The 26,049-nt window shown below is 59.5% G+C and carries 23 protein-coding genes and 4 tRNA genes; 12 read left to right on the forward strand and 15 right to left on the reverse strand.

Annotated features, from left to right (window positions below; genetic code table 11):
- Nucleotides 1-679: 679 nt before the first annotated feature.
- Nucleotides 680-767: transfer RNA gene (locus G5533_RS17870), tRNA-Ser, on the reverse strand.
- 197 nt (nucleotides 768-964) lie between these two features.
- On the opposite strand from G5533_RS17870, the gene G5533_RS17875 reads away from it, so the two are divergent.
- On the forward strand, nucleotides 965-1,714 hold the full coding sequence (locus tag G5533_RS17875; RefSeq protein ID WP_441255170.1) for a DsbA family protein: 750 nt from the start codon (nucleotides 965-967) through the stop codon (nucleotides 1,712-1,714).
- 296 nt (nucleotides 1,715-2,010) lie between these two features.
- Nucleotides 2,011-2,913, forward strand: a complete 903-nt coding sequence (locus G5533_RS17880; RefSeq protein WP_441255172.1) for a TSUP family transporter — start codon at nucleotides 2,011-2,013, stop codon at nucleotides 2,911-2,913.
- Here G5533_RS17880 and G5533_RS17885 read toward each other — a convergent pair.
- Together G5533_RS17885 and hemL are read right to left on the reverse strand one after the other, a co-directional pair.
- A complete protein-coding gene (locus G5533_RS17885; protein WP_441255174.1) occupies nucleotides 2,828-3,643 on the reverse strand; it encodes a hypothetical protein in 816 nt (271 codons plus the stop codon). The two genes, G5533_RS17880 and G5533_RS17885, sit on opposite strands and share 86 nt — an antisense overlap.
- 217 nt (nucleotides 3,644-3,860) lie before the next feature.
- A complete protein-coding gene (gene hemL / locus G5533_RS17890) occupies nucleotides 3,861-5,147 on the reverse strand; it encodes a glutamate-1-semialdehyde 2,1-aminomutase (RefSeq protein ID WP_069554498.1) in 1,287 nt (428 codons plus the stop codon).
- 244 nt (nucleotides 5,148-5,391) lie between these two features.
- On the opposite strand from hemL, the gene clcA reads away from it, so the two are divergent.
- From clcA to erpA, 3 genes are all read left to right on the forward strand, one after another.
- On the forward strand, nucleotides 5,392-6,780 hold the full coding sequence (gene clcA, locus G5533_RS17895; protein WP_421255274.1) for a H(+)/Cl(-) exchange transporter ClcA: 1,389 nt from the start codon (nucleotides 5,392-5,394) through the stop codon (nucleotides 6,778-6,780).
- Nucleotides 6,781-6,871: 91 nt separating this feature from the next.
- Nucleotides 6,872-7,567, forward strand: coding sequence for a DUF6776 family protein (locus G5533_RS17900; protein WP_201946964.1), 696 nt, complete (start codon nucleotides 6,872-6,874; stop codon nucleotides 7,565-7,567).
- Nucleotides 7,568-7,654: 87 nt separating this feature from the next.
- A complete protein-coding gene (gene erpA / locus G5533_RS17905) occupies nucleotides 7,655-8,005 on the forward strand; it encodes an iron-sulfur cluster insertion protein ErpA (protein ID WP_005340225.1) in 351 nt (116 codons plus the stop codon).
- Nucleotides 8,006-8,143: 138 nt separating this feature from the next.
- Here the strand turns inward: erpA and nhaC are convergent, their stop codons facing one another.
- Nucleotides 8,144-9,553: a Na+/H+ antiporter NhaC gene (gene nhaC, locus G5533_RS17910; RefSeq protein ID WP_005357819.1), complete on the reverse strand. Its 1,410-nt coding sequence runs from the start codon at nucleotides 9,551-9,553 to the stop codon at nucleotides 8,144-8,146.
- 301 nt (nucleotides 9,554-9,854) lie between these two features.
- Between nhaC and G5533_RS17915 the strand changes: the two genes are divergently transcribed.
- Nucleotides 9,855-10,064, forward strand: a complete 210-nt coding sequence (locus G5533_RS17915) for a hypothetical protein (RefSeq protein WP_005357820.1) — start codon at nucleotides 9,855-9,857, stop codon at nucleotides 10,062-10,064.
- Here G5533_RS17915 and G5533_RS17920 read toward each other — a convergent pair.
- The 7 genes from G5533_RS17920 to rsmC form a co-directional block, all read right to left on the reverse strand.
- Complete coding sequence (locus tag G5533_RS17920; RefSeq protein ID WP_005343036.1) at nucleotides 10,059-10,331, reverse strand: late competence development ComFB family protein; 273 nt, start codon at nucleotides 10,329-10,331, stop codon at nucleotides 10,059-10,061. The genes G5533_RS17915 and G5533_RS17920 overlap by 6 nt on opposite strands.
- A gap of 109 nt (nucleotides 10,332-10,440) precedes the next feature.
- Nucleotides 10,441-10,526: transfer RNA gene (locus G5533_RS17925), tRNA-Leu, on the reverse strand.
- A 71-nt stretch (nucleotides 10,527-10,597) separates the two neighbouring features.
- Nucleotides 10,598-10,683 (reverse strand) — tRNA-Leu (locus G5533_RS17930).
- A 53-nt stretch (nucleotides 10,684-10,736) separates the two neighbouring features.
- Nucleotides 10,737-10,822 (reverse strand) — tRNA-Leu (locus G5533_RS17935).
- A 128-nt stretch (nucleotides 10,823-10,950) separates the two neighbouring features.
- A complete protein-coding gene (gene glgA, locus G5533_RS17940; RefSeq protein WP_421255273.1) occupies nucleotides 10,951-12,411 on the reverse strand; it encodes a glycogen synthase GlgA in 1,461 nt (486 codons plus the stop codon).
- Nucleotides 12,401-13,618 (reverse strand): glucose-1-phosphate adenylyltransferase, encoded by a 1,218-nt coding sequence (gene glgC, locus G5533_RS17945; RefSeq protein WP_005340236.1) that lies wholly within the window; start codon nucleotides 13,616-13,618, stop codon nucleotides 12,401-12,403. Before glgC ends, glgA begins: the two co-directional genes overlap by 11 nt.
- A gap of 151 nt (nucleotides 13,619-13,769) precedes the next feature.
- The gene (gene rsmC / locus G5533_RS17950; protein WP_421209293.1) at nucleotides 13,770-14,798 is read right to left on the reverse strand and encodes a 16S rRNA (guanine(1207)-N(2))-methyltransferase RsmC; all 1,029 of its coding nucleotides are present in this window, start codon (nucleotides 14,796-14,798) and stop codon (nucleotides 13,770-13,772) included.
- A gap of 280 nt (nucleotides 14,799-15,078) precedes the next feature.
- On the opposite strand from rsmC, the gene dapA reads away from it, so the two are divergent.
- Nucleotides 15,079-15,951 carry a 4-hydroxy-tetrahydrodipicolinate synthase gene (dapA, locus tag G5533_RS17955; RefSeq protein WP_005357833.1) on the forward strand — a complete coding sequence of 291 codons (873 nt, stop codon included), beginning with the start codon at nucleotides 15,079-15,081 and terminating at the stop codon, nucleotides 15,949-15,951.
- 78 nt (nucleotides 15,952-16,029) lie between these two features.
- On the opposite strand, the gene G5533_RS17960 is transcribed toward dapA, so the two are convergent.
- Nucleotides 16,030-16,998, reverse strand: a complete 969-nt coding sequence (locus G5533_RS17960; RefSeq protein WP_421255272.1) for a CYTH domain-containing protein — start codon at nucleotides 16,996-16,998, stop codon at nucleotides 16,030-16,032.
- 169 nt (nucleotides 16,999-17,167) lie between these two features.
- Between G5533_RS17960 and G5533_RS17965 the strand changes: the two genes are divergently transcribed.
- Both G5533_RS17965 and G5533_RS17970 read left to right on the forward strand, forming a co-directional pair.
- Nucleotides 17,168-17,848 (forward strand): TIGR00153 family protein, encoded by a 681-nt coding sequence (locus G5533_RS17965; protein WP_005340244.1) that lies wholly within the window; start codon nucleotides 17,168-17,170, stop codon nucleotides 17,846-17,848.
- A 25-nt stretch (nucleotides 17,849-17,873) separates the two neighbouring features.
- Nucleotides 17,874-19,139 carry an inorganic phosphate transporter gene (locus G5533_RS17970; RefSeq protein ID WP_441255178.1) on the forward strand — a complete coding sequence of 422 codons (1,266 nt, stop codon included), beginning with the start codon at nucleotides 17,874-17,876 and terminating at the stop codon, nucleotides 19,137-19,139.
- Between the two features lie 93 nt (nucleotides 19,140-19,232).
- Here the strand turns inward: G5533_RS17970 and G5533_RS17975 are convergent, their stop codons facing one another.
- Complete coding sequence (locus tag G5533_RS17975; RefSeq protein WP_421255271.1) at nucleotides 19,233-21,689, reverse strand: bifunctional aspartate kinase/homoserine dehydrogenase II; 2,457 nt, start codon at nucleotides 21,687-21,689, stop codon at nucleotides 19,233-19,235.
- On the reverse strand, nucleotides 21,689-22,861 hold the full coding sequence (gene metB / locus G5533_RS17980; RefSeq protein WP_216952142.1) for a cystathionine gamma-synthase: 1,173 nt from the start codon (nucleotides 22,859-22,861) through the stop codon (nucleotides 21,689-21,691). The genes G5533_RS17975 and metB overlap by 1 nt, the downstream gene beginning before the upstream one ends.
- A 205-nt stretch (nucleotides 22,862-23,066) precedes the next feature.
- Here metB and metJ point away from each other — a divergent pair, with 205 nt between their 5' ends.
- The 3 genes from metJ (at nucleotide 23,067) to G5533_RS17995 (ending at nucleotide 24,577) form a co-directional block, all read left to right on the forward strand.
- The gene (metJ, locus tag G5533_RS17985; RefSeq protein ID WP_005340251.1) at nucleotides 23,067-23,390 is read left to right on the forward strand and encodes a met regulon transcriptional regulator MetJ; all 324 of its coding nucleotides are present in this window, start codon (nucleotides 23,067-23,069) and stop codon (nucleotides 23,388-23,390) included.
- Between the two features lie 41 nt (nucleotides 23,391-23,431).
- Nucleotides 23,432-24,154: a helix-turn-helix domain-containing protein gene (locus G5533_RS17990; protein WP_441255180.1), complete on the forward strand. Its 723-nt coding sequence runs from the start codon at nucleotides 23,432-23,434 to the stop codon at nucleotides 24,152-24,154.
- An 84-nt stretch (nucleotides 24,155-24,238) separates the two neighbouring features.
- On the forward strand, nucleotides 24,239-24,577 hold the full coding sequence (locus G5533_RS17995) for a tRNA-binding protein (RefSeq protein ID WP_441255181.1): 339 nt from the start codon (nucleotides 24,239-24,241) through the stop codon (nucleotides 24,575-24,577).
- 68 nt (nucleotides 24,578-24,645) lie between these two features.
- Here the strand turns inward: G5533_RS17995 and G5533_RS18000 are convergent, their stop codons facing one another.
- A complete protein-coding gene (locus G5533_RS18000; RefSeq protein WP_441255183.1) occupies nucleotides 24,646-25,917 on the reverse strand; it encodes an aromatic amino acid transport family protein in 1,272 nt (423 codons plus the stop codon).
- Between the last annotated feature and the right edge of the window lie 132 nt (nucleotides 25,918-26,049).

Genomic DNA, 26,049 nt, shown 5'->3' on the forward strand with positions numbered 1-26,049 from the left:
GTAGCGCCGATGGTAGTGTGGCATTCGCCATGCGAGAGTAGGACACTGCCAGGCACCCAATTTAAGAACCCCGCTCATCGAGCGGGGTTTTTTATTACCTGAAACTCAGAAGGTAGCCTGATTTTTTACCGGCCCTATCTCCTTTCCTCTGTTCTTATTGTTACTCGGAGCTGCTTTCTGGTTCCACAAATAGCCTGATGTTCCGCTTGGTACTCTTTCTTCACTGAACCGCTGTCGCTCTGTATGGCGGCTCTGGCGTAGTCATGATCCACGAATCCTATGCTCGCCCGTACGCTACGATCTCTTGCTTGCGATCTTTCCTGGGCATCTGCGTCCTGTGTTAGCTGAAGTCTTTCTTTTTGAGCCCTCTGTTTGTCCATGATTTTGTTAGTCGCCCACTGACGTTATGCCAGAGAGTGTGTTGGCTGTGCTAACACGCAGGCGCAGTGGTTGCTGCTTTGGGTCCTTGTTGTTTGGGATAATAAGGAATTGGGAAGGGATACCCGCAGGAACGCAGAGGTTAGATGTTGGTAGGGGATCTTGTGGTGGCTATTGAGCCTGCAGGTGGGAAAATTAATGGGGGCGCTGAAGAAGGCTAATGTGTTGAGATCTATGAGGAATGACAAATCGGAGGCAAATAAAAAGCCCACGCAACATGGTTGCATGGGCTCGGTATGAATGGCGGAGGAGGTGGGATTTGAACCCACGGATGGTCGCCCATCGCCGGTTTTCAAGACCGGTGCATTCAGCCGCTCTGCCACCCCTCCGCAACAGTGCGGCGAATATTACCATGCTGATCCGGCTTGTAAATCCCTGTCCGGTTTGATTGCTGGTTAATTGCGCTAAATGACATGAAAAAGTGGCAATCATGGCTCATCAAGCGCTTTTTTGGCCAGATAGCTTGACTTGAAAACAGACTCAACCACTATAGTGGCCTCTATCATATCCTCTGCAAGATAACGTTATGACTATTAAAAATGCCCTGTTTTGCGCGCTGGCTGGCGTGACCCTGCTGGCGACGCCGGTACATGCAAGCGAGCTGACCAAAAGCGATGTCGAGCAAATCGTTCGCGACTATCTGGTCAAGAATCCCGAGATCCTGGTCGAGATGTCCAATGCCCTGCGTGCCAAGCAGGAGAGCCAGCAGGCCGAGAGTGACAAGGCGCTGATCAAGGCTCACTCCAAGCAGCTTTATGCCAATCAGGATCCCGAGATGGGGAATCCGAAGGCGTCGCTGACCATTGTGGAGTTTTTTGATTACAACTGCGGTTACTGCAAGCGGGCCCATCCGCTGGTCAAGCAGCTGATGGCGGAAGATAACGATATCCGTTACATCTACAAGCAGTTCCCCATTCTGAGCGAGTCCTCCTACTTCGCCGCCCGTGCTGCGCTGGCGGTCCAGCTGGGTCAGCCTGACAAGTACCAGGCGTTCCACGAGAAGCTCTATAGCCATCAGGGCCCGCTCGCTGATGAAGCACAGGTCAAGCAGTTGGCTGTGGCGGCCGGTGTAGACTGGAGCAAGGTGGAGGCCAAGATCAAGGATGGCAGCATTGACCAGAACCTCGGTACCAACCGTGCGCTGGCTGAAGCGCTCGGTATCTCCGGTACCCCGGCCTTCATCATCGGTGATCAGATCCTGCGCGGTGCCCCCCGTGATCTGGCCAGCCTGAAGGGGTTTATCAAGGACGTGCGTGCCGGCAAGAGTATTCAATAAGCAGTTGTTATGGTCGAGGGCCCAGCGCCCCGGCCAGATACAGAAAGAGGGTCGGTATCACTACCGGCCCTCTTTTTTATTATGTCCTTTGGCACAAGTGGTCGTCGCGAAAGGACCATAACAACGTGCTCAGGACCCGGCCTGTTGGCCTCAGTAACAAGTATTAGCAGAGTCGTTCGGAGTCTATTGATAAATATTTTGCCTCGCAGAGGTGTGTCGTGAGCATTGCTTAATTCCGGTCAAGATTTTTTCTGCTGCTTGCCTTAGAATCGCCGCCCGTTGCAGGAGAAACCCCTATGTTAGTTGATATTTTACGGCTGGTTTTTATAGCCGGAGGCCTCGTATTCATCTTTATGCTGGTGCAAGCCTGCTGGCGGAAGAAGCAGAGTGGATCCTTTGAGGCGACCCCCTTCTGGCCGGTGGCGTTGATCGGTGGGGTTGCCAACTTTCTCGATACCCTTGGGGTGGGTAGCTTTGCGGTAAAGACCGCCTGCTACAAGCAGTTCAAGCTGATCGATGATCGAGTGCTGCCGGGTACCCTCAATGGGCAGTGCGTGCTGCCAACCGTGACTCAGTCGCTGATCTTTGTCGGCGCAGTCGCGGTGGATCCGCTGACGCTGATCAGCATGATGATGGCCGCCGCAGCTGGCGCGGCCTGGGGCGCTCGCCATGTGGCCTCGTTTGATCGGCAGACCATCCGGCTGGTGATGGCTATCTCCTTACTGGTCGTCGCAGGGCTTATCTTTGCCGGTCTGCTGGGGCTTTTCCCTGTAGGCGGCGATGCGATGGGGCTCAGCGGCTACAAGTTGGCGATTGCCCTGCTTGGCAATTTCATCTTCGGGGTACTGATGAATGTCGGTATCGGCCTGTTTGCCCCCTGCATGACGCTGGTTTATCTGCTGGGGATGAACCCGCTGGCGGCGTTTCCGATCATGATGGGCTCCACCGCCGTGCTTAGCGTCTTCTCCGCAGGCACCTTTATCCGCAAAGGGGCGTTCGATGCCAAAGCCGTGCTGGCGGTGGCCATCTTCGGCCCCATCGGTGTGGTGCTGGCAGCCATGCTGGTCAAATCCATGGATATGGAGATGCTGAAGTGGTTGGTTGCCTTTATCGTCATCTATACCTCCTGGACCATGTACGCTTCCTGGCGGGCGGTGCGTCGCTCCCCTGTGCAACTGACGGTGGAGAGCGCAGGCTAGCCTGTACCAGTGCCGCTTCGGCCTTGGCCCCCAGAAAAACATAGAGGCCAAGCGCCAGCAGCAAACCCACCGCACACCCCATCACTCCGACCGCTGGCCAGAGCAGCTCGTTCTGGCCGAGCGAGCCTTTGAACAGCAGCAACAGCCCCTCGATGGAGACCGCGATCAGAATGGCAGCGATAAAGCGGGTGATGGTGCGGCGAATGGCGCTGTGGCGGAAGATATCCTTATGCAGCAGTACCTCCTCTTCCAGAATGGTCTTGCCCAGATCGAACACCGCCAGTGCCAGCGTCAGGAAGATGATGGCGCTAAAGGCGCCGAGCTGGTTCTGCTGCTCGCCGCACAATAGCTGGTAGAGCTGCTCCAGCCCGTGCCAGATCAGGGTGGCGACGATCAAAAACAGCGCCATGCTGAGCACCACATAGACCGCCTTGAACCAGGGCATGGCGCGGCGGCGCTCCCTGTCTCCCATCAACCAGCCAATCAGCTGATTCAGACAGACGGTGATCTCCCGTCCTTGCCCCTGCACGATGAGGTGCAACCGGTTATGGGCGGCCGGTGCCGCAGGCTGGATGCACATCGGCCCCTGATAGTGGTCAATGCTGACCACAAAGGGATACCCCTTGAGCGAGACAAGGGGGGCGCTGAGCAGCCCCTGCAGTAGCGGGGTCAACTCCTCCTGATACTCCTGATAGCGCCGCAGCACATCGATGGGGCTCATCTCTGCCATATGGACCTCGGTGACGTGGGCTCTTGTGGTGAATGTGCAAATAGTGGGCCTGCTTTATGACAGGGATGGCGGGGCAAGTTGCACCAGAGGATGACAAATCGGTGGATGATGAGGGGGTAATGCACCAGAAATGGGCGTATTGCCGCCCTGTGTGGTGATGGAGTCTCTGTAATAGAAAAGGGCCCGTGACGGGCCCTTTGCGACAACCAGTGGCGATTTAGCCAGCCAGCTTGGCGAAGCTGCGCTCGGCGGCAGCCAGGGTATGTTCGATCTCCTTGTCGCCGTGAGCCAGTGACAGGAAGCCCGCCTCGTAGGCGCTCGGCGCCAGATAGACACCCTCTTCCAGCATCAGATGGTAGAAGCGCTTGAAGCGTTCCATATCGCAGCGAGTGACCTGCTCGTAGCGGGTGATTTCGGGCTCGTCGGTGAAGAAGAAGCCGAACATGCCGCCCACATAGTTGATGGCGAGCGGGATGCCGTGTTTGGTGGCGGCCGCTTTCAGCCCTTCTGCAACCCGCGCGGTCTTGGCGCTCAGCTGCTCATAGAGACCCGGCTCCAGCAGCAGATCCAGCATGGTCAGACCGGCTGCCATGGCCACCGGGTTACCGGAGAGAGTACCCGCCTGATAGACAGGGCCGGTCGGTGCGATGTGTTGCATCACCTTCTTCTTGCCGCCGAAGGCGCCCACAGGCATGCCGGCACCGATGATCTTGCCGAGGGTGGTGAGATCCGGGTCGATGTTGTAGTGACCCTGAGCACCGCGCAGGGAGACGCGGAAGCCGGTCATCACCTCGTCCAGGATCAGCAGGGCACCGAACTCGTCACAGATGGCGCGCAGCCCTTCCAGGAAGCCGGGGACCGGCGGGATGCAGTTCATGTTGCCTGCGACCGGCTCGACGATGATACAGGCAATTTCGCTGCCGTACTGGGTGAAGGCTTCACGCACCGAATCCAGATCGTTGAAGACGCAGGTCAGGGTGTGCTTGGCGAAATCGGCCGGAACGCCCGGGCTGTTCGGTTGACCCAGGGTCAGGGCGCCGGAACCGGCCTTGACCAGCAGGGAGTCGGCGTGGCCGTGGTAGCAGCCCTCGAATTTGACGATCTTGTCGCGGCCGGTGTAGCCGCGGGCCAGACGGATGGCGCTCATGGTGGCTTCGGTGCCGGAGTTGACCATCCGAACCTGCTCCATGGAGGGGACGATCTGGCGGACTTTCTCGGCCATCAGCACTTCGATCTCGGTCGGCGCACCGTAGCTCAGCCCCTTCTCAACGGCCTTGATGACGGCGGCTTTGATGGCGGGGTGGTTGTGACCCAGCAGCATGGGGCCCCAGGAGCCGATGTAATCCACATAGGCCTGACCATCCACATCATAGAGGTAGGCGCCATCGGCGTGATCGATGAAGCGGGGCGTGCCGCCGACCCCATTGAAGGCGCGTACCGGTGAGTTGACGCCACCCGGAATGGTCTGGCGGGCCTGTTCAAACAGCTGATCTGATTTTGACATGGATCATCCTTAATGGGATTTTGGTCGTCACACAAGGGATTGCAGCCGATTGAGACTCGGCAGGTCGGAGCATCAGGAGTATGCTTTGCGCTCTCGCCACCCGGACTCTCGGTCTGCTCCCGTGACAAAAATTTAACGGGCCGACTATAGCAGAAAGCCCCAGCCCTGGGCAGCCGAGCAACGCGCCGGGTGATCCTGATCTCAGCTAGCTGACGATATGGTTTTTCCAAGTTGGTGTAACAAGATGGCGCAACAAGCTCTCTCCTCTGAAGCCGATACCTCTGCGCGGGGGCCGCTTTCCCGCATTATCCGGCAAGACAAGATGCCCTTGCTGGTTCTGTTGCTGGCGGCGCTGGTCGGCACCCTGGCCGGACTGGTGTGCGGCCTGTTCGAATCGGGAGTCCACTGGCTGGCAGAGCAACGCATTGCCTTGCTGGCCGACCGTCCCTGGTGGCAGCTCGGTCTGCTCGGCTTTGGCTTCAGCGCCTTGCTGGGATTTGTCGGCTACTTCCTCACTCATACCTTTGCCCCGGAAGCGGGCGGTTCCGGCATTCCCGAGATCGAGGGGGCGATGGATGATCTGCGCCCGGTGCGGTGGTGGCGGGTGTTGCCGGTCAAGTTCTTCGGTGGCATCTGCACCCTGAGCTCCGGTATGGTGCTGGGGCGGGAGGGACCTTCGGTACAGATCGGCGGCAACCTCGGCAAGATGGTGGCGGATATCTTCCGGCTGCCCAAGGAACATGGCCATGCCCTGTTGGCCGCCGGTGCGGCGGGCGGTCTGGCTGCTGCCTTCAATGCGCCGCTGGCGGGCATCCTGTTCGTGATGGAGGAGATGCGACCGCAATTCCGCTACTCCTTTCTGGCCATCAAGGCGGTGGGGATCTCCGCCATCATGGCGACCTTGATGTTGCAGAACATGAAAGGGCAGGGAGCGGTGATCACCTTGCCCCACTACGATGCGCCAGCCCTCAAGGCGCTCTGGCTGTTCCTCTTTATGGGGGCCACTTTCGGGGTGCTCGGTTTTGTCTTCAACAAGTTGGTGCTGGCCTGTCAGGATGGCTATCTGGCGTTGCATCAGAACAAGCGCCACCGTTTCGTGGCCATCGGCATGCTGGTCGCCGGGACCTTTGGGGTGCTGTCGCTGTTTGCCCCCTCGGTGACGGGGGGCGGCACCGAGCTTATTCCCCATCTGATGGGGGATGAGTATGCGATGGCGAGCCTGTTCCTCATCTTCTCGGTGCGGCTGGTCGCGACCCTCATCTGCTTCTGTTCCGGTGCCCCGGGCGGGGTGTTTGCGCCGACCCTGGCGTTGGGCACTCTGTTTGGCGTGGTGTTCGGCCATCTGTTTCATGCGGCGTTTCCGGAGCTTGGCATCGAGCCCGGCGCCTTTGCCATCGCCGGAATGGGGGCGCTGTTTGCTGCCACAGTGCGTGCTCCCATCACGGGCATCGTGCTGGTCACCGAGATGACCGACAACTATCAGCTGATCCTGCCGATGATGATCACCACAGTCGGTGCGACTCTGGTTGCCCAGTGGCTGGGTGGCCGACCGATCTATTCCCAGATCCTAGAGCGAACTTTACGGCTCGCCGCGCGTCAAAAGCGGGGTGATGGCAGCGCCACGGCCAGTTAATTTTTCCCTTTATCGCCAGTGACCCCGGTCCGGGCGGTATAGTGAAGGGAGAGGCGCTGCCGTAAATGGCGTGATAACGGGATGAGGGGCTATGTCCAATCTATTGAAGTTATTGGTCGTGTTAGCCGTTGGCGGGCTCATCGGTTACTTTGTCGGTAACCGCCAGGAGCTGGCCCAGAGCAGCCTGTTGGTGGTGCAGCAGGAGACGCTGGATCGTCAGGGCAAGGCCATCGGCCAGCTCAAGACCGAATTGGGGGTGAAAGATACCCGGCTGGCGACCCAAAAAGCGGCCTTCGAGCAGTTGCAGACCACCTTGAAGAGTCAGGAGGCGCAGGTGCAGGAGCTCAAGCGCCAGCTGGCCTTTTTCGAGCGGATCATGCGCCCCACCGGCGAACAGGTGGGGGTGGTGATCGATAACCTGACCTTGCAGGAGACCAGCATTCCCGGTCGCTACCACTATCGTCTCGCCCTGACCCAGCCCGCCAAAAAGCGGGAGCTGTTTCGTGGTCAGGTGCAGATCCGGGTTGAGGGGAGCCTGGCTGATAAGCCGAAGACGCTGACCGGTCGCGATCTCGGAATGAAGGTGAGCGAGTGGCGTTATGCCCTGCGTTATTTCCAGCTGCTGGAAGGGAATTGGCAGTTGCCGGAAGGCTTTGTGCCGGATCGGATCCGTGTCACCATCAACAAGGATGGCAGGCAACCAGCGCAAGAGCTGCTGGTTGAGTGGGGCGAGGTGATCAAGCCGCTGGTCGCCACACCGCCTGCTCCGGTTCCCGCGGCCGGTTAAACGTGGTGAATACTTGAACTGAATGGTCGGGTATTGGATAATTTCGCGGTTTCCATGTTTGTGGATCTAATGGTTGTGAGGTCAGTAATGAGTGCAGTAGCAGAAGCCCCGCTGCCCATCCAGATGACGGATGCGGCGGCCAACAAGGTGAAGAACCTGATCACCGAGGAAGAGAATCCCGAGCTGAAGCTGCGGGTATACATCACGGGTGGGGGCTGCTCCGGTTTCCAGTATGGCTTTACCTTTGATGAGAAGATCAACGACGGGGACACCGTAGTCGAGAAGAATGGCGTCACCATGGTGATCGATCCCATGAGCCTGCAATATCTGGTAGGCGGCAGTGTGGATTACACCGAGGGTCTGGAAGGTTCACGCTTTACCGTGACCAACCCCAATGCCACCACGACCTGTGGCTGTGGCTCCAGCTTCTCCATCTGATCGGCGTATCGGTCTGATGAAACGGCTCTCGGCAACGAGGGCTGTTTTTGTTTGTGGTGATCAGTGTGCTCCATCAAACAGCATTTCTCTGAAACAACAAAGGCGCCTTGATGGCGCCTTTGTTGTTTGCAGGATGGCTTAGCGGGAGCTTGCCGCCGCGACCAGCGGGATCCGGTTCACCGCCTTGCCCATGTAGGCGAGGGTGATGGTCACAATGATGCAGGTGAAGCTCAGCCACATGTAGGGGAGGTAGTCGAGGGTGGCCACTCCCAGTACCCCGGCCATGAAGATGCCATTGTCGCTCCAGGGCACCATGCCGCAGGTGAGGGTGCCGCCAAACTCGGCGTTGCGAGAGAGGTTCTTGCGCGCCAGTCCCAGTCGGTCGTAGTTCTTGGCCATGATCTTGGGGGTCAGGATCAGCGACACATACATGGCTGAGCCGAACACGTTGGCCAGAAACGCGGTGCCGATGGTGTGGCTGGTCAGGCTGCCGACGCTATTGATGCGCTTCTCGAAGGCGCTGGCGATCACTTCCAGAATGCCAACCTTCTCCAGCAGGCCGCCAAACCCGAGACCGAAGATGATGACCGCGACCGAGCCCAGCATGGACTCCATGCCGCCGCGACCGAGAATGTTGTCGATAAAATCGATGCCGGAGGTGATGGCAAACGGACTATAAGCTGAGTGCATCGCTTTGACCGGATCCATGCCCTGGAAGGCGATGGCCCAGATCAGGCCCAGCAGGGCGCCGAAGCTGATCACCGGGAAGGCGGGCTTGCGGTTGGCCAGCAGACCCAGCACCAGCACCACGGGGACTATGGCCAGCGGGGTGATGTTGAACTGGTTGTCGAGAGCCTCCATCACCAGATTGACCTGCTCCAGGCTGACATTACCCGAATACTGCATGCCCACCACGGTGAACAGCACGGCGGTGATGACATAGGAGAGCAGGCTGATAGGCAGCATCCCCTTGATATGCTCCACCACGTCGACGTTGGACATGGTCGAAGCCAGCACTACTGAGTCGGAGAGCGGAGAGAGCTTGTCACCAAAATAGACGCCGGAGAGCACGGCACCGGCTACCAGCGGCGCAGGCACGCCGAGGCTGTGGCCGATCCCCATCATGGCGATACCGGCGGTGGCGGCAGAGCCCCAGGAGGTGCCGGTGGCCAGCGAGGTCAGGGAGCAGATGATCAGGGTCGCCAGCAGGAAGATGGACGGGTGAATCACCTTGAGGCCGAAGTAGATGATGCTGGGGACTATGCCACCGGCAATCCAGGTGCCGACCAGAGCACCGACGGAGACCAAGATCAGGATGGCCCCCATTCCCTTGGCAACGCCGTCAACGGCTGCCTGTTCCAGGGATTTGTAATCGTGGCCGAGTTTGATGCCAAGCCCCATAATGACGAACCAGGCGATGAACAACGCCAGCTGGATCGGCAGATCGAGCACGCTGGTGAACGAGAATGCCAGGGCCAGGAAAATGGCCAGACAGGCAAACACCTGTGCCATGCCCGGTAGTCGGATGTGGTTTTGTTGGTTTTGCATAGATACTTCCTAAACTCTTGCTCGCCAAGGTCACTCCCTCTCGTCCTGTGGATACATCGATCCCGAGGAGGCAACCCAAAAAGAGGCCGCAATCTACCACAAACCCGGCGGGTTAAAGCCCCATCAAATTGGCAAAAATGCACATTTGATTGAAAAAATCACAAATTAGTTGATCTCATAACCCGTTTTTGAGCGGCCTGTTGACACAAAGGGGCACATACGAAGCTTGCCTGTGACGCCACTTGCATCCCCATCAGATGAAGATGATAATTATTATCAATTGTTGATTGGGGAGAAAACAATGCGCTGGATATTGCGGGGGATGATGTTGCTGGTGGCGGTGGCCGTACTCGCATGGGGTCAGGATAAAGAGTACGGCACCTGGAGTGCCGGTTTTCTGCTGGCTGCCTGGGTGATGCTGGAGCCCGGATTGCGGCCCGCCTTGATCTTGCTGCCAGTGGCCGGGTTGACCGGTATCGTTACCCTGCTCTGGCAGCAGCCCTGGTTATGAGCTTTTGACGGGAGCCTGCTTGATCTTCTGCTGTGCCACCTTGAGCGATTCGACCACCAGCTTTTCCATTTCGGTGCGCTTGGCGTCGGTCAGGAAGTAGATCATGTCGACATTGTGTCGAATATAGTGGGCCGGAAGCTGGTTGAGGGTGAGGCAGCAGAGGTCGGCCATCTGATCGCTGTTGAGTTTTTGCTGCAGCCCCTGTTTCTCAATCTCCTTGAGCACCAGATGTTCGTAAAAGTTGTGAATGTCGGTATCCAGTATCATATGCGTTCCTTGGCATGACGATGAGCGGGCAGTCGTCAAAAGCATAGCCATAACAAGGAGTAAAAACAAAAGGCCCATCACTTTCGTGATGGGCCTTTTGCGTAATGAATGGTGCGAAGAGAGGGACTCGAACCCTCACATCCGTGGGACACTAACACCTGAAGCTAGCGCGTCTACCAATTCCGCCACCTTCGCACACTGATTTTCTCCAGCTGGTTTTTAAATGCGGTTGGAGCGCATTGCTCTGTGTTTACATGTCAGAATCATGGTGCGAAGAGAGGGACTCGAACCCTCACACCCGGGGGGCACTAACACCTGAAGCTAGCGCGTCTACCAATTCCGCCACCTTCGCACATTCGGGTTTTCTAGTTGGATTTACATGCTGCTGAATCAGCATGGCAGTATTGGTGCGAAGAGAGGGACTCGAACCCTCACATCCGTGGGACACTAACACCTGAAGCTAGCGCGTCTACCAATTCCGCCACCTTCGCATCACTGCGGAGGGGGATTCTATAGAGTTTTGGGGGAGCGTCAACAGCCAAAGGGGACTTTTTTCGCTGTTGACGCCCAAAGTGGCGCCAAGGGTACAAAACTTCAGCAATCAGCTGACGTTTGGCATTCAGTAACGGCCCAATGCGCTCTGATACATCCGTTCATACTGGGTGACCGAGTCAGGCCAGTTGAAGCGGGTGCTCATGGCATTGCGCTGTACCTTGGCAAAACGCTCTTTGTCCTGCAGGAAATAGAGCAGGCTGCGGCGCATGGTATCGAGCAGGATGGCGGCAGTCGGATCGTTAAAGCAGAAGCCGGTGGCATGCTCGGTATCGGCATCCCAATCCACCACGGTATCTTTCAGACCACCCACGGCGCGCACCAGTGGCAGGGTGCCATAGGCGAGACTGTACATCTGGTTGAGGCCGCAAGGCTCGAACAGCGAGGGCATCAGGAAGAAGTCGGCACCGGCTTCGACCAGATGAGCCAGTCGATCGTCATAGGTGTTGATGAAGGCGAGCTTGCCCGGATAATCCCGGGCCATGGTTTGCAGTTGCGTGGCGAGCGCAGGATCGCCAGAGCCGACGATCACCACTTGTACCTGATGGTGGAGGAATTTCTCCAGCGCAGGGAGCAGCAGGGGAACGCCCTTCTGCTCGGTCAGGCGGCAAACCATGCCGTAGATGGGCAAGTCCGCCACGGCCAGCCCCGCCTCCTGTTGCAGGCTCTCTTTGCAGATCTGTTTGCCAGCCATGTTGTCGATGCTGTAGGTCGCAGGCAGGAATTCGTCGAACTCCGGATCCCAGTCCTTGTAATCGCAGCCGTTGAGGATGCCACAGAGATCCGCGGCCCGTTGCTGGAAGATATGCGCCATGCCGTGGGCGCCGAGGTGAGTCAGCAGCTCCTGGGCATAGTTGGGGCTGACCGCATTGATCTTGTCGGCGTAGAGCACCCCGCATTTGAGCAGATTGACGTGGCCGTAGTCGTAGTTGATGCGGCGTTCGTAGTCGGCGATCTCGGGCATGGCCCAGAACTGCTCGCGGCCAAACACCCCCTGAAACGCCGCATTGTGAATGCTGATCACGCTGCGGGTCTGCTGGAAGAAGGGGTTGTGGGCGTGGCGGGTTTTTAGCAGCAGTGGCAGCAGGCCGGTGTGCCAGTCATTGCAGTGGGCGATATCCGGGGCAAAGCCAAGCTGCTCGCAGGCATGGAGGGCCGCGGCAGAGAAGAAGGCAAAGCGCTCGCCATTATCCGGATAGGCCTGATTGTTCTCGGCGTAGAGCTGGGGACGATCGAAATATTGCGGGCAATCGAGCAGATAGACGCAGACGCCATCCAGCTCCATCTGGTAGATGCGATAACCGATATCCGGCAGTCCCGGATGGGTTGGCAACCAGCGAGAAGCGACCAGTCTGGCCTCATCCCGTCGCTTTATCGTCTTGTAGAAGGGGAGCATGATCCTGACATCATGCCCCTTCTGGGCCAGGTACATCGGCAGGGCTCTGGCGACATCGGCCAGGCCCCCGGTCTTGACCAGCCCCTCAACCTCCGAGGCAACAAACAGGATTTTCAGTGGGTTAATAGCCAACTCTTGCTCCCTTAGGTACCACCACGATACCGCCTTCGGATACGGTAAATCGCTCTCTATCGTGGTCGAGATTTTCACCGATAACGGTGCCGGGTGCAATTTCAACATTTTTATCAATGATCGCGCGCCGGATGGAGCAGCCTTCACCAATCTTCACATCCCCCAGCAGCACGGACTCACTGATATGGCTGCACGCGCCGATATTGCAGCGGAAACCGAGGATGGATCGCTGGATCTGGCTGCCCTGAATGAAGCAACCGGCGGAGATCAGCGAGTTGGCGATCTTCACCTTGCACTCGTCGCTGTCGATGAAGGTGGCCGGTGGCAGCGCTGGATAGTGGGTGTGTAGGGGCCACTTGCGGTTATAGAGGGAGAAGGGAGGATTGTCGGCCACCAGGTCCATGTGCGCTTGCCAATACGAGTCGAGGGTGCCCACATCCCGCCAGTAGACGTGCGGTTTCTCGCCGGGGATGACGTTGGTGCTGTAGTCATAGACATAGACGGGGGCACGCGGGTAGAGGCTCGGGATCACATCCTTGCCAAAGTCGTGGCTGGAGTTCTCCTCGGCGGCATCCCGCTTCAACTCGCGGCAGAGGGCATCGGTCTCGAAGATGTAGTTGCCCATGGAGACCAGCGCCTGGGTCGGATCGCCGGGAATGTGCTTGGGCTGCTTCGGCTTTTCCTGAAAGCCGATCATCCGCCCTTCGGTATCCACCTCGATCACCCCGAAGGCGCTCGCCTCTTCGATGGGCATGCGCAGGGCCGCGACCGTCATGGCGGCGTTCTTCTGCTTGTGGAAGGTGACCATCTGGCTCACATCCATCTTGTAGATGTGGTCGGAGCCGAAGATGCAGACGTGATCCGGTTCGGCCCGCTCGATAAAGCCGAGGTTCTGATAAATGGCGTCAGCGGTGCCGTCATACCAGCGTTTGCCCATCCGCATCTGGGCCGGGATGGGATCGATAAAGCGGTCGGTGATGCCGACGATATTCCACCCCTTCTTCATGTGCAGGTAAAGGGACTGGGATTTGAATTGGGTCAGTACATAGATGCGCAGAAAGTCGGCGTTGACGAAGTTGTTGAGGACAAAGTCGATTAGCCGGTAGCTGCCACCGAAGGGGACGGAAGGCTTGCTGCGGGTGGTGGTCAGAGGCTGCAGGCGAGTACCTTCGCCACCAGCCAGGATCATGGTCAAAATGCCTGCCATCGTATTTCTCTCCCTGAATTAACAACATGAAAAGGTTTTCAATGTTCGGTATAAAAACACCCCTAAAGGGGTGGTTTTTATCGTGTGCTTAATACCTTATCAGATGCCGGATGGCGCTCTCTAGCTGTTTTATTGTGCTGCTTACACTTATTTACATTTTGCTCAGATAGACCTTGAATTTGGCATCACTGCTGATCACTTCAGTCCGTTTGAAGTGTGTCTCCAGTATAGGCTGGTAGCGCAAGAAGGCGTTGGCAACAATGGTCAGCGAACCATTTGGCAGCAAAAATTCCGGCGCCTTGGCCAGGAACTGCTCGGTCGCCGCATAGAAGGTTTTGAGACCCGCATGGAATGGCGGGTTGGAGACGATGTGCTGGAAACGGGTGGAGACATCCGAATAGACATCGGAAGCGGTGACCTTGCCCTTCAGACCGTTGATCGCCAGGGTGCGGCGGCTCGATTCGAGCGCCAGCGCGCTGATATCCACCATGTTGACCTGCAGATCCGGATTGCGCTTGGCCAGCACGGACCCAATCACCCCGGCGCCGCAGCCAAAATCGAGCAGTTCGCCCTTCATCGGCGGTACGGCGGCCAGCAGCATCTGGGTGCCGAGATCCAGCTCGGCGGCGCTGAAGACGCCGGGCAGCGCCAGCACGGTCAGTTCGGTATCACCGGCCTTGCACTGATAGCGGCCAAACCAGCTATCCAGATCGAACGGGGCGACCGGTTTGCAGAGCTCACCATGATAGAGGGAGCAGCGGCGGGCCGAATCGCGCTTGATCGGCTTTTCGCCATAGGGGACCAGTAGCTTGTCGGCGCCATTGATGCCGCCGCGGTTTTCACCGGCGAGGAACAGGTCGGCACCCGCTTCCAGCAAGGGGGTCATCATGGCCAGCAGATATTGTGCCTCGGCCTTGGCCTTGGGCATCAGCAGTAACAGGGCATCGAAGCGCGGGGCGCCGCCGAGCTGGTGGTCGAACAGGATAGCCTCGCCGAGGGCGGCCTGCTGGCTGCGGTAGTAGCAGTAATCGGTGGTAAAGACGGTCAGGGTCCGGGCCAGGCTCACCAGCTGGCGGGGGTAGTCATCCTCCAGCGCGCCACAGACAAGTAGCCGCTTGCCGACAAAGAGGGCTTGGTTTCGTTCCAGCATCTGGCTGACGGCACTGATTGGGCTGCTCATCGGGTCTCTCCACGCAATTTTGGGCGGCCATTATACATAGCCCCTTTCGCCTTGACATTTATGCCGTGTTCCCGAAATATGCCCAGACACCATTTTTTGACCAGAGATGACGAAATGCGGTTCAACGGGTTGAAACGAAAGCACAAAAAAAGCCTGAAATTCGGGCCTGCCGACGTTCGCGCGTAACCTCTCATCCCTGAGAAGCTTCAAACCCCGGTTGCGCACATCGTACCGGGGTTTTTTATTGCCATATGCGCGTCATTTAGGAGAAGGAGATCCCATGTTTCAAGGTTCAATCGTTGCGTTGATCACCCCGTTTCGACAGGGAAAGCTGGATGAAGAGGCGCTGCTGCGTCTGGTTGAGTGGCATATCGAGCAGGGTACTCACGGCATTGTGCCGGTGGGCACCACGGGTGAAAGCCCGACCCTGACCCATGACGAGCACTGCCGGGTGGTGGAGCTGGTGGTCAAACAGGTCGCTGGTCGCATTCCGGTGATTGCCGGAGCGGGCTCCAACAATCCGGTCGAAGCCATCGAGTACACCCTCCATGCCGAGCGGGTGGGGGCTGATGCCACTCTGCATGTAGCCGGTTACTACAACCGTCCCAATCAGGAGGGGCTCTACCACCACTTCAAGGCGGTACACGATGCCACCGCCAAGCCGATCATCGTCTACAACATCCCGCCGCGCGCCATCGTTGACGTGCAACCCGCGACCCTGGCCCGTCTGGCGGAACTGCCGCGTATTGCCGGGGTGAAAGACGCCACTGGCGATCTGGCGCGCCCCTGGACCGAACGCCAGCTGATCAAAAAGCCTTTCGCCTGGCTATCCGGTGAAGATGCCACGGCTGTGGCCTACAACATCGGCGGTGGTCAGGGCTGTATCTCTGTGACCGCCAACGTGGCCCCCAAGCTGGTGGCCGAGGTGCAGAACCTCACGCTGGCCGGCAAGTGGCAAGAAGCGCGTGAACTGCAAGACCAGCTGATTCCGCTTCATCAGGCGATGTTTGCCGAGCCGAGCCCGGCCGGTGCCAAATATGCCGCTTCCCTGCTCGGTTTCTGCAGCGAGGAGTGTCGCCTGCCGGTGATGCCGCTGTCGGAGGCGACTCGCGAGCGCATTCGCAGCGCCATGCAGCAGCTCAACCTGCTGTAATGCAAAACGGGTGAGCCAAGGCTCACCCGTTTTGTTTTTGGCTTTTGTTTCTGGCCTTTATTTACGACATCGCACCACTCAGGCTGCGTGATGCAGCCAGGCGGCGATGGCCAGCTGCAACTCGACATACGCCGGATAGAGGAAGAGATCGGCCAGTTCGGCAGGCCACTCGTTTTGCTCGTCCGATTGGGCTTGCAGATGGGCGTGCAGGCTGGTCAGAGCTGGCAGCCAAGGTGCGGGTTGTGGCAGCGCGGCCGCAGTGCGGGCGACCAGATCGATCCCCTGGCACAGGGCCGCGAGTGCCTGCTGTTGAATGCCTTTATCCTGAGGATGCTCCAGCCAGAGCTGCTCGTGGTGCTGCCAGTGACCCAGCCCCTCGCTTACCCCCGTTGTGCCATCCATACCTTCATGTTCGACCAGCGCCTGCAGGGCCAGCGGTTTGCCAAGACCAGCCAGTCGATAGCCGCGCTGGGCCTTGGATTGGGCGCCAAGGCGCAGCCCGCCGATCCCGGCGAGGCGTTGGGCCAGTGCAAACAGCGCCGCGGTAGCGCCTGATTTGAGCTCCAGTTCCAGCTCGTTGATGGTGGTGCTGCCTTGACTGCCGACGATCTCTCCCTGATCCCAGGCCAGCTCAATCTCGGCCCCCTCGAAGGCGATCAGCCAGTGGCGGCGCAGGAAGTCGGTGCGAAACTGGGCGACCAGCTGCTGCTGAATGTGGTCGCGCTCGCTCAGGGTTGGCCAAATCTCATCGGGAAAGGCCGAGAGGGTCGGCAGATCGCCGCTCACGGGAGCGTTGTACTCGGGTCTGGCGTGCAGGCCGCCCACCACCTGGCCGCGGCATTTGATGGTCTGTTCGGCGAAGGCGTCGCAGCGGCGAATGCGCAACCCCATATCCAGTTGGCGTAGAGCCTGGGTCGGCGTATCGAAATAGACGTTGCCTAGCTGCTGTTGTGACGATTCTTTAATCTCAAGAGAATTCAGCAGGTTGGATAACTCGGCTTGAATGTCGCGGGCGACAAAAAACTTTATCTCGATCTCAGTTTGCATAGTCATTCCGGGCTGGCAGACAACTTTGGGGGGCAGGATTCGGGTCGCGGGGATATAATGCCCGCGAGACGACTAGATTAATTCGCGGTTTAATTGAGGGCGCAGTTCGGTTACCATGCGCGCCTCATAAAATCGTATCGAGTGTTTTTTCACCGACACAGGTTTGGCCATGCCAGTAAATACTATTTTGGGGCTTTTTGCCAAGTCCCCCATCAAGCCGCTGCAGAAGCATATCGTCAAGGTTCACCAGTGCTCCCAGCAGTTGGTTCCTTTCTTTGACGCCGTTGCCGAAGACCGTTGGGAAGATGCCGAGAAGATCCGGCAGCAGATCGCCCAGCTGGAAAAAGAGGCAGATACCCTCAAGCGTGAAATCCGTCTGAAACTGCCTCGCGGCCTGTTCCTGCCGGTTGCACGTACCGACCTGCTGGAGCTGTTGACCCAGCAAGACAAGATTGCCAACCGTGCCAAGGATATCTCCGGCCGCATGCTTGGCCGTCGCATGGAGTTCCCCGCTGAAATGCGGACGGATTTCATGGCTTACCTCAAACGTTGTATTGATGCGACCGCTCAGGCCGAGAAAGCGATCGGGGAGCTCGACGAGCTGCTCGAGACCGGCTTCAAAGGACGGGAAGTGGAAATGGTTGCCGAGATGATCCACCAGCTGGATCTGATCGAGGACGATACAGACACCATGCAGATCGGACTGCGCCAACAGCTGCAAGCGGTTGAGCACAATTACAATCCGATCGATGTGATGTTCCTTTACAAGATCCTCGAATGGGTAGGTGACCTGGCAGATCAGGCTGAGCGCGTAGGCGCCCGTCTGGAACTGATGCTGGCTCGTTCGTAATCGACTGACTGGGTAAACACTACTAATGGACATTATCGCGAATTACGGCACCACTCTGGTGCTCGTGGCGGCCTTGTTCGGCTTTTTGATGGCTTGGGGCATTGGCGCGAATGACGTGGCCAATGCCATGGGCACATCGGTCGGCACCAAATCCCTGACCATTCGTCAGGCGATCATCATTGCCATGATCTTCGAATTTGCCGGTGCCTATCTGGCCGGTGGCGAAGTGACGGCCACCATCCGTAACGGCATCATCGACAGCAATGCGTTTGTCGATAGCCCGGATCTGCTGGTGCTCGGCATGATCGCCTCCCTGCTGGCGGCAGGCGCCTGGTTGATCCTCGCCTCCTACTTCGGCTGGCCTGTCTCGACCACTCACTCCATCATCGGCGCCATCGTCGGTTTCGCTGTGGTGAGCATTGGCCCGGAAGCGGTGCAGTGGAGCAAGTTTGGCGGCATCGTCGGCTCCTGGGTCATCACCCCGGCCATCTCCGGTGTCATCGCCTACTTCATGTTCATCAGCGTGCAGAAGCTTATCTTCAACACCGATGATCCCCTGAACAACGCCAAGCGCTATGTGCCGTTCTACATGTTCCTGACTGCGCTGGTGATCTGTCTGGTGACCATCAAGAAGGGGCTGACCCACGTCGGTCTGCACCTGAGCGATGGCGAGGGCATTCTGCTTTCGATTGCCATCTCCATCGCAGTGGCGTTTGCCGGCTGGATCTACATTCGCGGCCAGAAGTACAACCCGCAGGATGACTGCAAGATGCACTTCGCCAACGTGGAGAAGGTGTTCGGCATCCTGATGGTGATCACTGCCTGTGCCATGGCCTTTGCCCACGGCTCCAACGATGTGGCCAACGCCATTGGCCCGCTCTCTGCGGTGGCCTCGATCGTGGCTTCCGGTGGCGAGATTTCCAGTCAGGCAGCCATTGCCTGGTGGATCCTACCCCTCGGCGGTATCGGTATCGTGATCGGTCTGGCGACTATGGGCGAGAAGGTGATGGCGACGGTCGGTACCGGCATCACTCACCTGACCCCGAGCCGTGGTTTTGCTGCCCAGCTGGCGACTGCCGCGACCGTGGTGATTGCCTCCGGTACCGGTCTGCCCATCTCCACCACCCAGACCCTGGTCGGTGCTGTGATGGGTGTCGGTCTGGCGCGCGGTATTGCGGCGCTGAATCTGGGGGTACTGCGCAACATCGTGGTCTCCTGGATCATCACCCTGCCTGCAGGTGCCATTCTGGCTATCGCCATCTTCTACGTGCTGCAGGCCTGCTTCTCCTAATCGAAGCGGCATTCAGCAAAAAGCCCGAGTCATCGACTCGGGCTTTTTTTATTGTGCGCGGGAGCTGAGGTGCTGCTCCCTTTGCAATCTGCCTTAGAGGCTGGCGCAGATCTGCCACAGATCGTACTGGATAGCGGCGGCGGTCACTTCCCGACCCGCCCCCGGCCCCTGGATCACCAGCGGGTTGGTGCGGTAGCTGTCGCTCTCGATGGCGAAGATGTTGTCGCACGGCAAGAGGTTGGCGAACGGGTGGTGGGGCTCCAGCGCCTCCAGTCCGACCCGCGCCTTGCCGTCATGCTCGAAGCGGGCCACGTAGCGCAGTACCTTGCCGAGGCGCTTGGCCCCTTCGAAGGCGGTCTGGATCGGGCCATCCAGCTCTTTCAGTCTGTCCATAAACTGATCGGTGGTCACCTTGCGCAGCGTAACGGGCACCAGATTCTCCAGCTCGATATCGGCGGAGTCGAGCTCGAAGCCCGCTTCCCGCGCCAGAATAAGCAGCTTGCGCCGCACATCCTGACCGGAGAGATCTTCGCGGGGATCCGGCTCGGTCAGACCGTGCTGCCACGCCTCGTCCACCAGCTCGGAGAAGGGGCGAGTGCCGTCATACTGCTGGAACAGCCAGGAGAGGGTGCCGGAGAAGATGCCGGAGACCCCCTGAATGCGGTCGCCGCTCTGGCGCAGCATCTGGATGCTGGACTGGATTGGCAACCCGGCACCCACGGTGGCGTTGTAGCGCCACTGTACCTGATGGTCGCGACAGGTCTGCTTGATGCGCTGGTAGAACTCGCTGTCGGCGGCACCGGCAAACTTGTTGGCGGCGATGATGTGAATGCCGAGCTGGGCAAAATCCGGATAGTAGCGGCTCACCGTTTCGCTGGCGGTCATGTCCAGCGCAATCAGCGCATCGAAGCCGTGCTGCTCAAGCTGGGAGAGCAACTCCGGCCAGATCAGCGGTTTGGGATTGAAGTTGTCCTGTACCTTGAGGGGGTTGAGTCCCTCTTCATCCAGCAGGCCCCCTTCCGAGCTGAACACCCCGTAGAGGGTGAGCGCCAGATTGAGTTCATGTTCCAGCCGTGCCTTTTCGCGGGCATAGAGGCTGAGCCAGTGGCCGCCGATATTGCCCTTGCCGAACACCACCAGTCCAACCCGGGTCGGGCGGCTGAAGAGGGCGCTGTGCAGGGCGATGAGCAGCGGTTCCAGCACCACTTGGCGCAGCACCGCCACCAGACTCAGGCCATCTCGGGCCACCTGTACGAACTCCAGCGGTTGATCTGCCAGCAGCTGATAGAAGCGGTGACACTGCTCCGCGTTGTCGGTGACACCGGCGCCGACCAGCGCCACCAGACTGTACCCCTCTTTCTGGATGAGGCCGGTGAAGTTCCCTTGCAGTTGGAAGTCGCGCAGCAGCTCGAAGGCGCCTTGTGCCACCTCGAGGGTGTAGGCGAGGCGCAGGATCCGGCGATCCGGCTGGCGCTGCAGGGTGAGCGGGTTGAGGCGGTGACGGGCCAGATGGGCCTCGATGGTGGCCACCGTCTGCTCATAGTTGGTCTGCGGCAGCACCTTCAGCTCGATTAGGGCGATCTGATCCACCGAGGAGACGATGCGGGCGCCGCCGGAGCGGGGGGCGCGGCGCAGGATATGGGTGCAGCCCTCATCCGGGTTGTAGCTGCAGCGCAAAGTGAGGCGCTGGCGGCTGTCGGCCACAGGTTGCAGGGTGCGCGAGTGCAGCACCGAGGAGCCAAGACGGGCCAGCTCGTTGGCTTCCGCGAGGCTCAGGCGTTCCAGCAGACGCGCTTCTTTCACCCGACGCGGGTCGGCGCTGTAGACCCCGGCCACGTCGCTCCAGATGGTGGTGGATTCGCCGTCCGCCAGCAGTGCCAACAGGCTGGCGCTGTAGTCGGATCCATTGCGACCGAGCAGCAGGGAGCGCCCCTCCATGTCGGCGGCGATAAAGCCGGTTACCACGATGCGACCGGCATGCTCCGCCAGCCGCGCCTTGAGCAGTTCACTGGAGAGGGCGGTATCCACCTTGACCAGAGCACCATCCTCGGCACGCAGGAAGCTGCGGGCATCGAGCCAGATAGCCTTGTCGCCGCGGCTGGTGAGCAGGGCAGCCAGCAGGCGCGCCGACCACACCTCGCCAAAGGCGAGCAGGCCGTTGCGGGCGAAGCGGTCAAACTGCCCCTCAAGCGTCTTGGCGATCAGCTGCATGTCGTCGGCCAGCTGCTTGCTCAGATCGAGCTGCAGTTCACCTTCCAGCAGGCCGTCGATCAGCCCCTGCTGATAGGCGTGAAGGGCGGAGATAGCTTCACCAGCGGCTTCATCACCTGCTTCGGCCAGCTCCACCAGCTGGATCAGGCGGTTGGTGGTCTTGCCGGCGGCGGAGACTACGATCAGTTCATCCCCACCCACCTGTTGTTCAACGATGCTGGCGACCCGGCGATAACAGACCGGATCCGCCAGACTGCTGCCACCGAATTTGTGGACGTGACGTCGCTTCAAGCCTGCTTCTGTTGCCACCGCGATCTCTCCTTGTTGCTGCTGTTCCATTACTTCGCTACCTGTTCTGCCTGCTGCGCCTGTGCAAAAGCCTGTGCCAGATCGGCCACCAGATCTTCACCGTGTTCAATACCGACCGACAACCGCAGCAGCTGGGCGCTGATACCTGCTGCCTGCTGCGCGACCGGGGTCATGGCCCTGTGAGTCATGCTGGCCGGATGGGCCACCAGACTCTCCACTCCGCCGAGAGACTCGGCCACCGAGAAGAGGGCGAGGGCCGCGAGGAAGGCGCGAATGCCTGCCTCGCTGCAATCGAGTTCAAAACTTAGCATGGCGCCGAAGCCGGACTGTTGACGGCGCGCAATATCGTGGCCCGGATGGCTCGGCAGGCTGGGGTGATAGATGCGTTTCACCAGCGGCTGCTGTTGCAGGAAGGCGAGGATGCGATCGGTGTTCTCCTGATGGGTGCGCAATCTGGGGGCCAGAGTGCGCAGGCCGCGCAGGGTGAGGTAGGAATCGAATGCCCCGGAGGTGAGCCCCAGACAGTTGGCCCACCACACCAGCGACTCGGCCAGTGCGGCCTCCTTGGCAATCGCCACCCCGCCCACCACGTCTGAGTGACCGTTGATGTACTTGGTGGTGGAGTGCACCACCACATCGGCACCAAGTGCGAGCGGCTGTTGCAGCAGGGGGGAGAGGAAGGTGTTGTCCACCACTACCTGTGCACCCACCTCGTGGGCGGCGCTGGCGATGGCGCTGATATCCACCACCCGCAGCAGCGGGTTGGAGGGGGTTTCGACCCATACCAGCGCAGGTTTTTGCGCCAGCGCGGCGGCCAGTGCGGCCTCATCCCCCTGATCGACAAACTGCACCCGGTAGTGGCCCTTGGCCGCCAGATACTCGAACAGGCGCCAGGTGCCGCCGTAACAGTCGTGAGGGGCAATAAGCAGATCCCCAGCCTTGAGCAGTGCTGTGGTGACCAGATGGACGGCGCCCATGCCGGTGCCGGTGACCACGGCGCCAGCGCCCCCTTCCAGCGCCGCCAGCGCGTTCGCCAGATTGGTGCGGGTCGGATTGCCGGAGCGGGCATAATCGTATTGACGGGGCTCGCCAAAGTCGGCAAAGGTGTAGTTGCTGGAGAGGTAGATGGGGGGCACCACGGCACCGTGTTGCTGGTCTGTCTCAATCCCGGTGCGAACCGCTAGGGTGGCCTTGTGGGTCATATCACTCTCCTTGATGTCTCTTTACACGCCGGCATCTTGCTGCCACGCGCCATCCCGCCATTGCGGGCTCATGGTCAACCACACTACGCCAGCTTAAAAAAGCCGTCAACACTTCCAGACGTCTAAATGGCTTTGCTGTTGGATTGCCATTAATTTCCTTAAGGGTTAAAATCCGCGCTCACGGCTAAATGAGAACAGGTGAGTCATGGGAACAGAGTGGAACGGCGACTACGTCAGCCCCTACGCGGAACACGGTAAGAAGAGCGAACAGGTCAAGAAGATTACCGTCTCGATCCCGCTCAAGGTGTTGAAAGTGTTGACCGATGAGCGCACCCGCCGTCAGGTGAACAACCTGCGTCATGCGACCAACAGCGAGCTGCTCTGTGAGGCCTTCCTGCACGCTTTCACCGGCCAGCCGCTCCCTTGCGACGAAGACTTGCGCAAGGATCAACCGGACAGTGTCCCGGCCGAAGCGCGCGCCATCATGGAAGCGCTGGGCAAAGAGATCGAAGATTTCGACAAGGAATAACCCCCAATGACGCGGCCCTGGCCGCGTCATTGCTATCTGCCATGTCCCGCTTCAGCCTGCGCCACTATCATCACCACGTCTGCAGCCATAGCCACGACTTTGCCCAACTGGTGATCCCCCTCGATGGCCCCCTCGAGATCGAGGTGCAGGGCCGGGGGCGCAGGCTTGCCCCCGGTTCTGCCTGCGTCATCGCCCCCGGCGAGCGACACGACTACGCCGCCGATCCTGCGCTTTCGTTTTTGGTGCAGGAGAGCGACTGGCTGCCCGGAGATCTGGCAGCTCACCCCTTTATCGAGCTGGATGAGCCCCAGCGTCACTACCTCGCTTTTCTGCACCGCATGGTGGCCGAAGGGCGGCAGGTGGCGGGCATGGAGCAGGTGTGGCTCTCCCTGCTGGCTGAAGGGCAGGGGATGCAGAGCACTGCCACCCCGCGTCTTGCCGCCCGCATCCTCAAGGTGCAGCGCCATATCGAGGCCAACCTCGCCGCCCCGCTGACCAATCAACAACTCGCCGCCATCGCCTGCCTTGGCCAGAGCCAGTTCAAGCTCGCCTTTCGCCAGCAGCTGGGGGTGAGCGTCTCCCACTACATTCGCAGTCGGCGCATGGCGCTGGCGCGAACCCTGCTTGCCGGTACGCAACTGCCCGTTGGCGAGATTGCCAGCCGCTGCGGTTACCAGAATCAGGGGGCCTTCAGCGAGCGCTTCCTGAGTGAGACCGGGCTCACTCCGTCCCTCTGGCGCCAGCAAAACGGCCGCCTGCCGTAACGAAACGGCTGATCGCCGAAGACGGGATGCTCTCTTTGGGCCATGCTGCGGGTCATGCAAGGTGCACGATAAACAGGAGCCGTAATGGAGACGATTAGCTGGCAGGATTTCGAGGTGGTGGAGCTGAGGGTGGGCACTCTGGTGTGGGTCGAGCCGTTCCCCGAGGCGCGCAAACCGGCCTACAAGGTGTGGGCGGATTTTGGCCCCGAACTGGGGATCCGCAAGAGCAGCGCCCAGATCACCGCCCTCTACCAGCCAGAGCAGCTGGTGGGCCGCCAGATCATCGCCGTAGTCAACTTCCCGACCAAGCAGATCGGCCCGTTTCAGTCGGAGTTTCTGCTGACCGGTTTCTACCGGCCGGATGGCGCCGTGGTGATGGCCATTCCCGAGCAGGCGGTGGAGAACGGCGCCAGGCTGGGCTGAGTTCACATCTGAACAGAGACAAGAGAGGCGACCCTGGGGTCGCCTCTCTTTTTGCTTGTTGCTCGCCGTTACTTCAACAGGCTGAAGATCAGCGCCGATACCGCCAGCGAACCGGTCAGCAGGATAAAGCCGTTGGTCCAGCCGTGACGGAAGCGGGCCAGCGCCTCCACCTTGTAGATGGCAATCACCGGCATGATGAACAGGATCATGGCGATAACCGGGCCGGAGAGGGTCTCCATCAGCCCCAGAATGCCCGGATTGATGACGGCGGCACCCCAGATGGCGAAGAACATCAGGGCGATGCCGACTTTGTCCGCCTTGGCCAGCGGCAGGCCGGTGGGCTTGGCGATCAGGCTTTTCAGGCTTTCACGGGCACCGAGGAAGTGGCCGAGGAAGGAGGAGCTGATGGCGATAAAGGCGATGAGCGGCCCCAGAGTCACGATCACCGGGTTGTCGGTGATGTTGGCGAGATAGGAGAGCACAGAGACGTTCTGGGCCTTGGCTTCAGCCAGCTGGGCTGGCGAGAGGCTCAGCACGCAGGAGAAGACGAAGAACAGCACGAAGCCCACCAGCATCACTGTGGTGTTGCGCAGGATCAGGCCGCTCTTGGCTTCCGCCTGCTCGTCATATTCACGGCGCTGCACGTTGGCAAAGCCGGAGATGGCGGCGGCGTGGCTGAAGGCGAACACGGTGACCGGCAGCGCCAGCCAGACGGTGTTGAGGAAGCTGACCCCCTCAAACGCGGTTACTTCCGGCCACTGCCACTGGGGAATGAGGTAGCAGGAGAGGGCCGCCAGAATGGCCGCCAGCGGATAGACCATAAAGGCGAAGGCACGCAGCATTGCTTTCTCACCCGCCAGCATCACGGCGATCATGGCAAACACCAGCACGCCGGAGAGCATCACCCGAGCCGGGGTCGCCATGCCGAGCTGGTTGACCATAAAGCTCTCCACCGTGTTGGTCAGCCCGACCCCGTAGATGAGCAGGATCGGGAAGATGGAGAGGAAGTAGAGCGCCGAGATGAGACGACCGGCCATCTTGCCGAAATGCTCCTCTGCCACTTCAGTGAAGTCGGCGTGGGGGCGTGACGATGAGAGCACGAAGCGCGCCAGCCCGCGGTGGGCGAGGAAGGTCATGGGGCCTGCCAGTACCGCGACGATGACGAGAGGCCAGATGCCGCCCAGACCCAGATTGATAGGCAGGAACAGGATGCCGGCGCCAACCGCGGTGCCAAACAGGCTGATGACCCAGTGGGTGTCGTGACGGCGCCAGCGGGTGGTGCTGGCAGTGGTGGAGCAGGAACCGGATAGCTCCTTTGTAGCCTCTACAGATAAACTCATTACTAATTCACTTTTTGCTAGTGTTTTAATCTGAGCTTATTGTGGTTTATCGGGATTTAATTCTCAAAAAGCGAGACTGAAACATATCACTGCCATTGCGGGGTTTAGCCAGCGAGATTGGGAATGGAATCT

The organism is Aeromonas sp. A600620 (genome assembly GCF_029479985.1).
GTDB lineage: Bacteria > Pseudomonadota > Gammaproteobacteria > Enterobacterales > Aeromonadaceae > Aeromonas > Aeromonas veronii_A.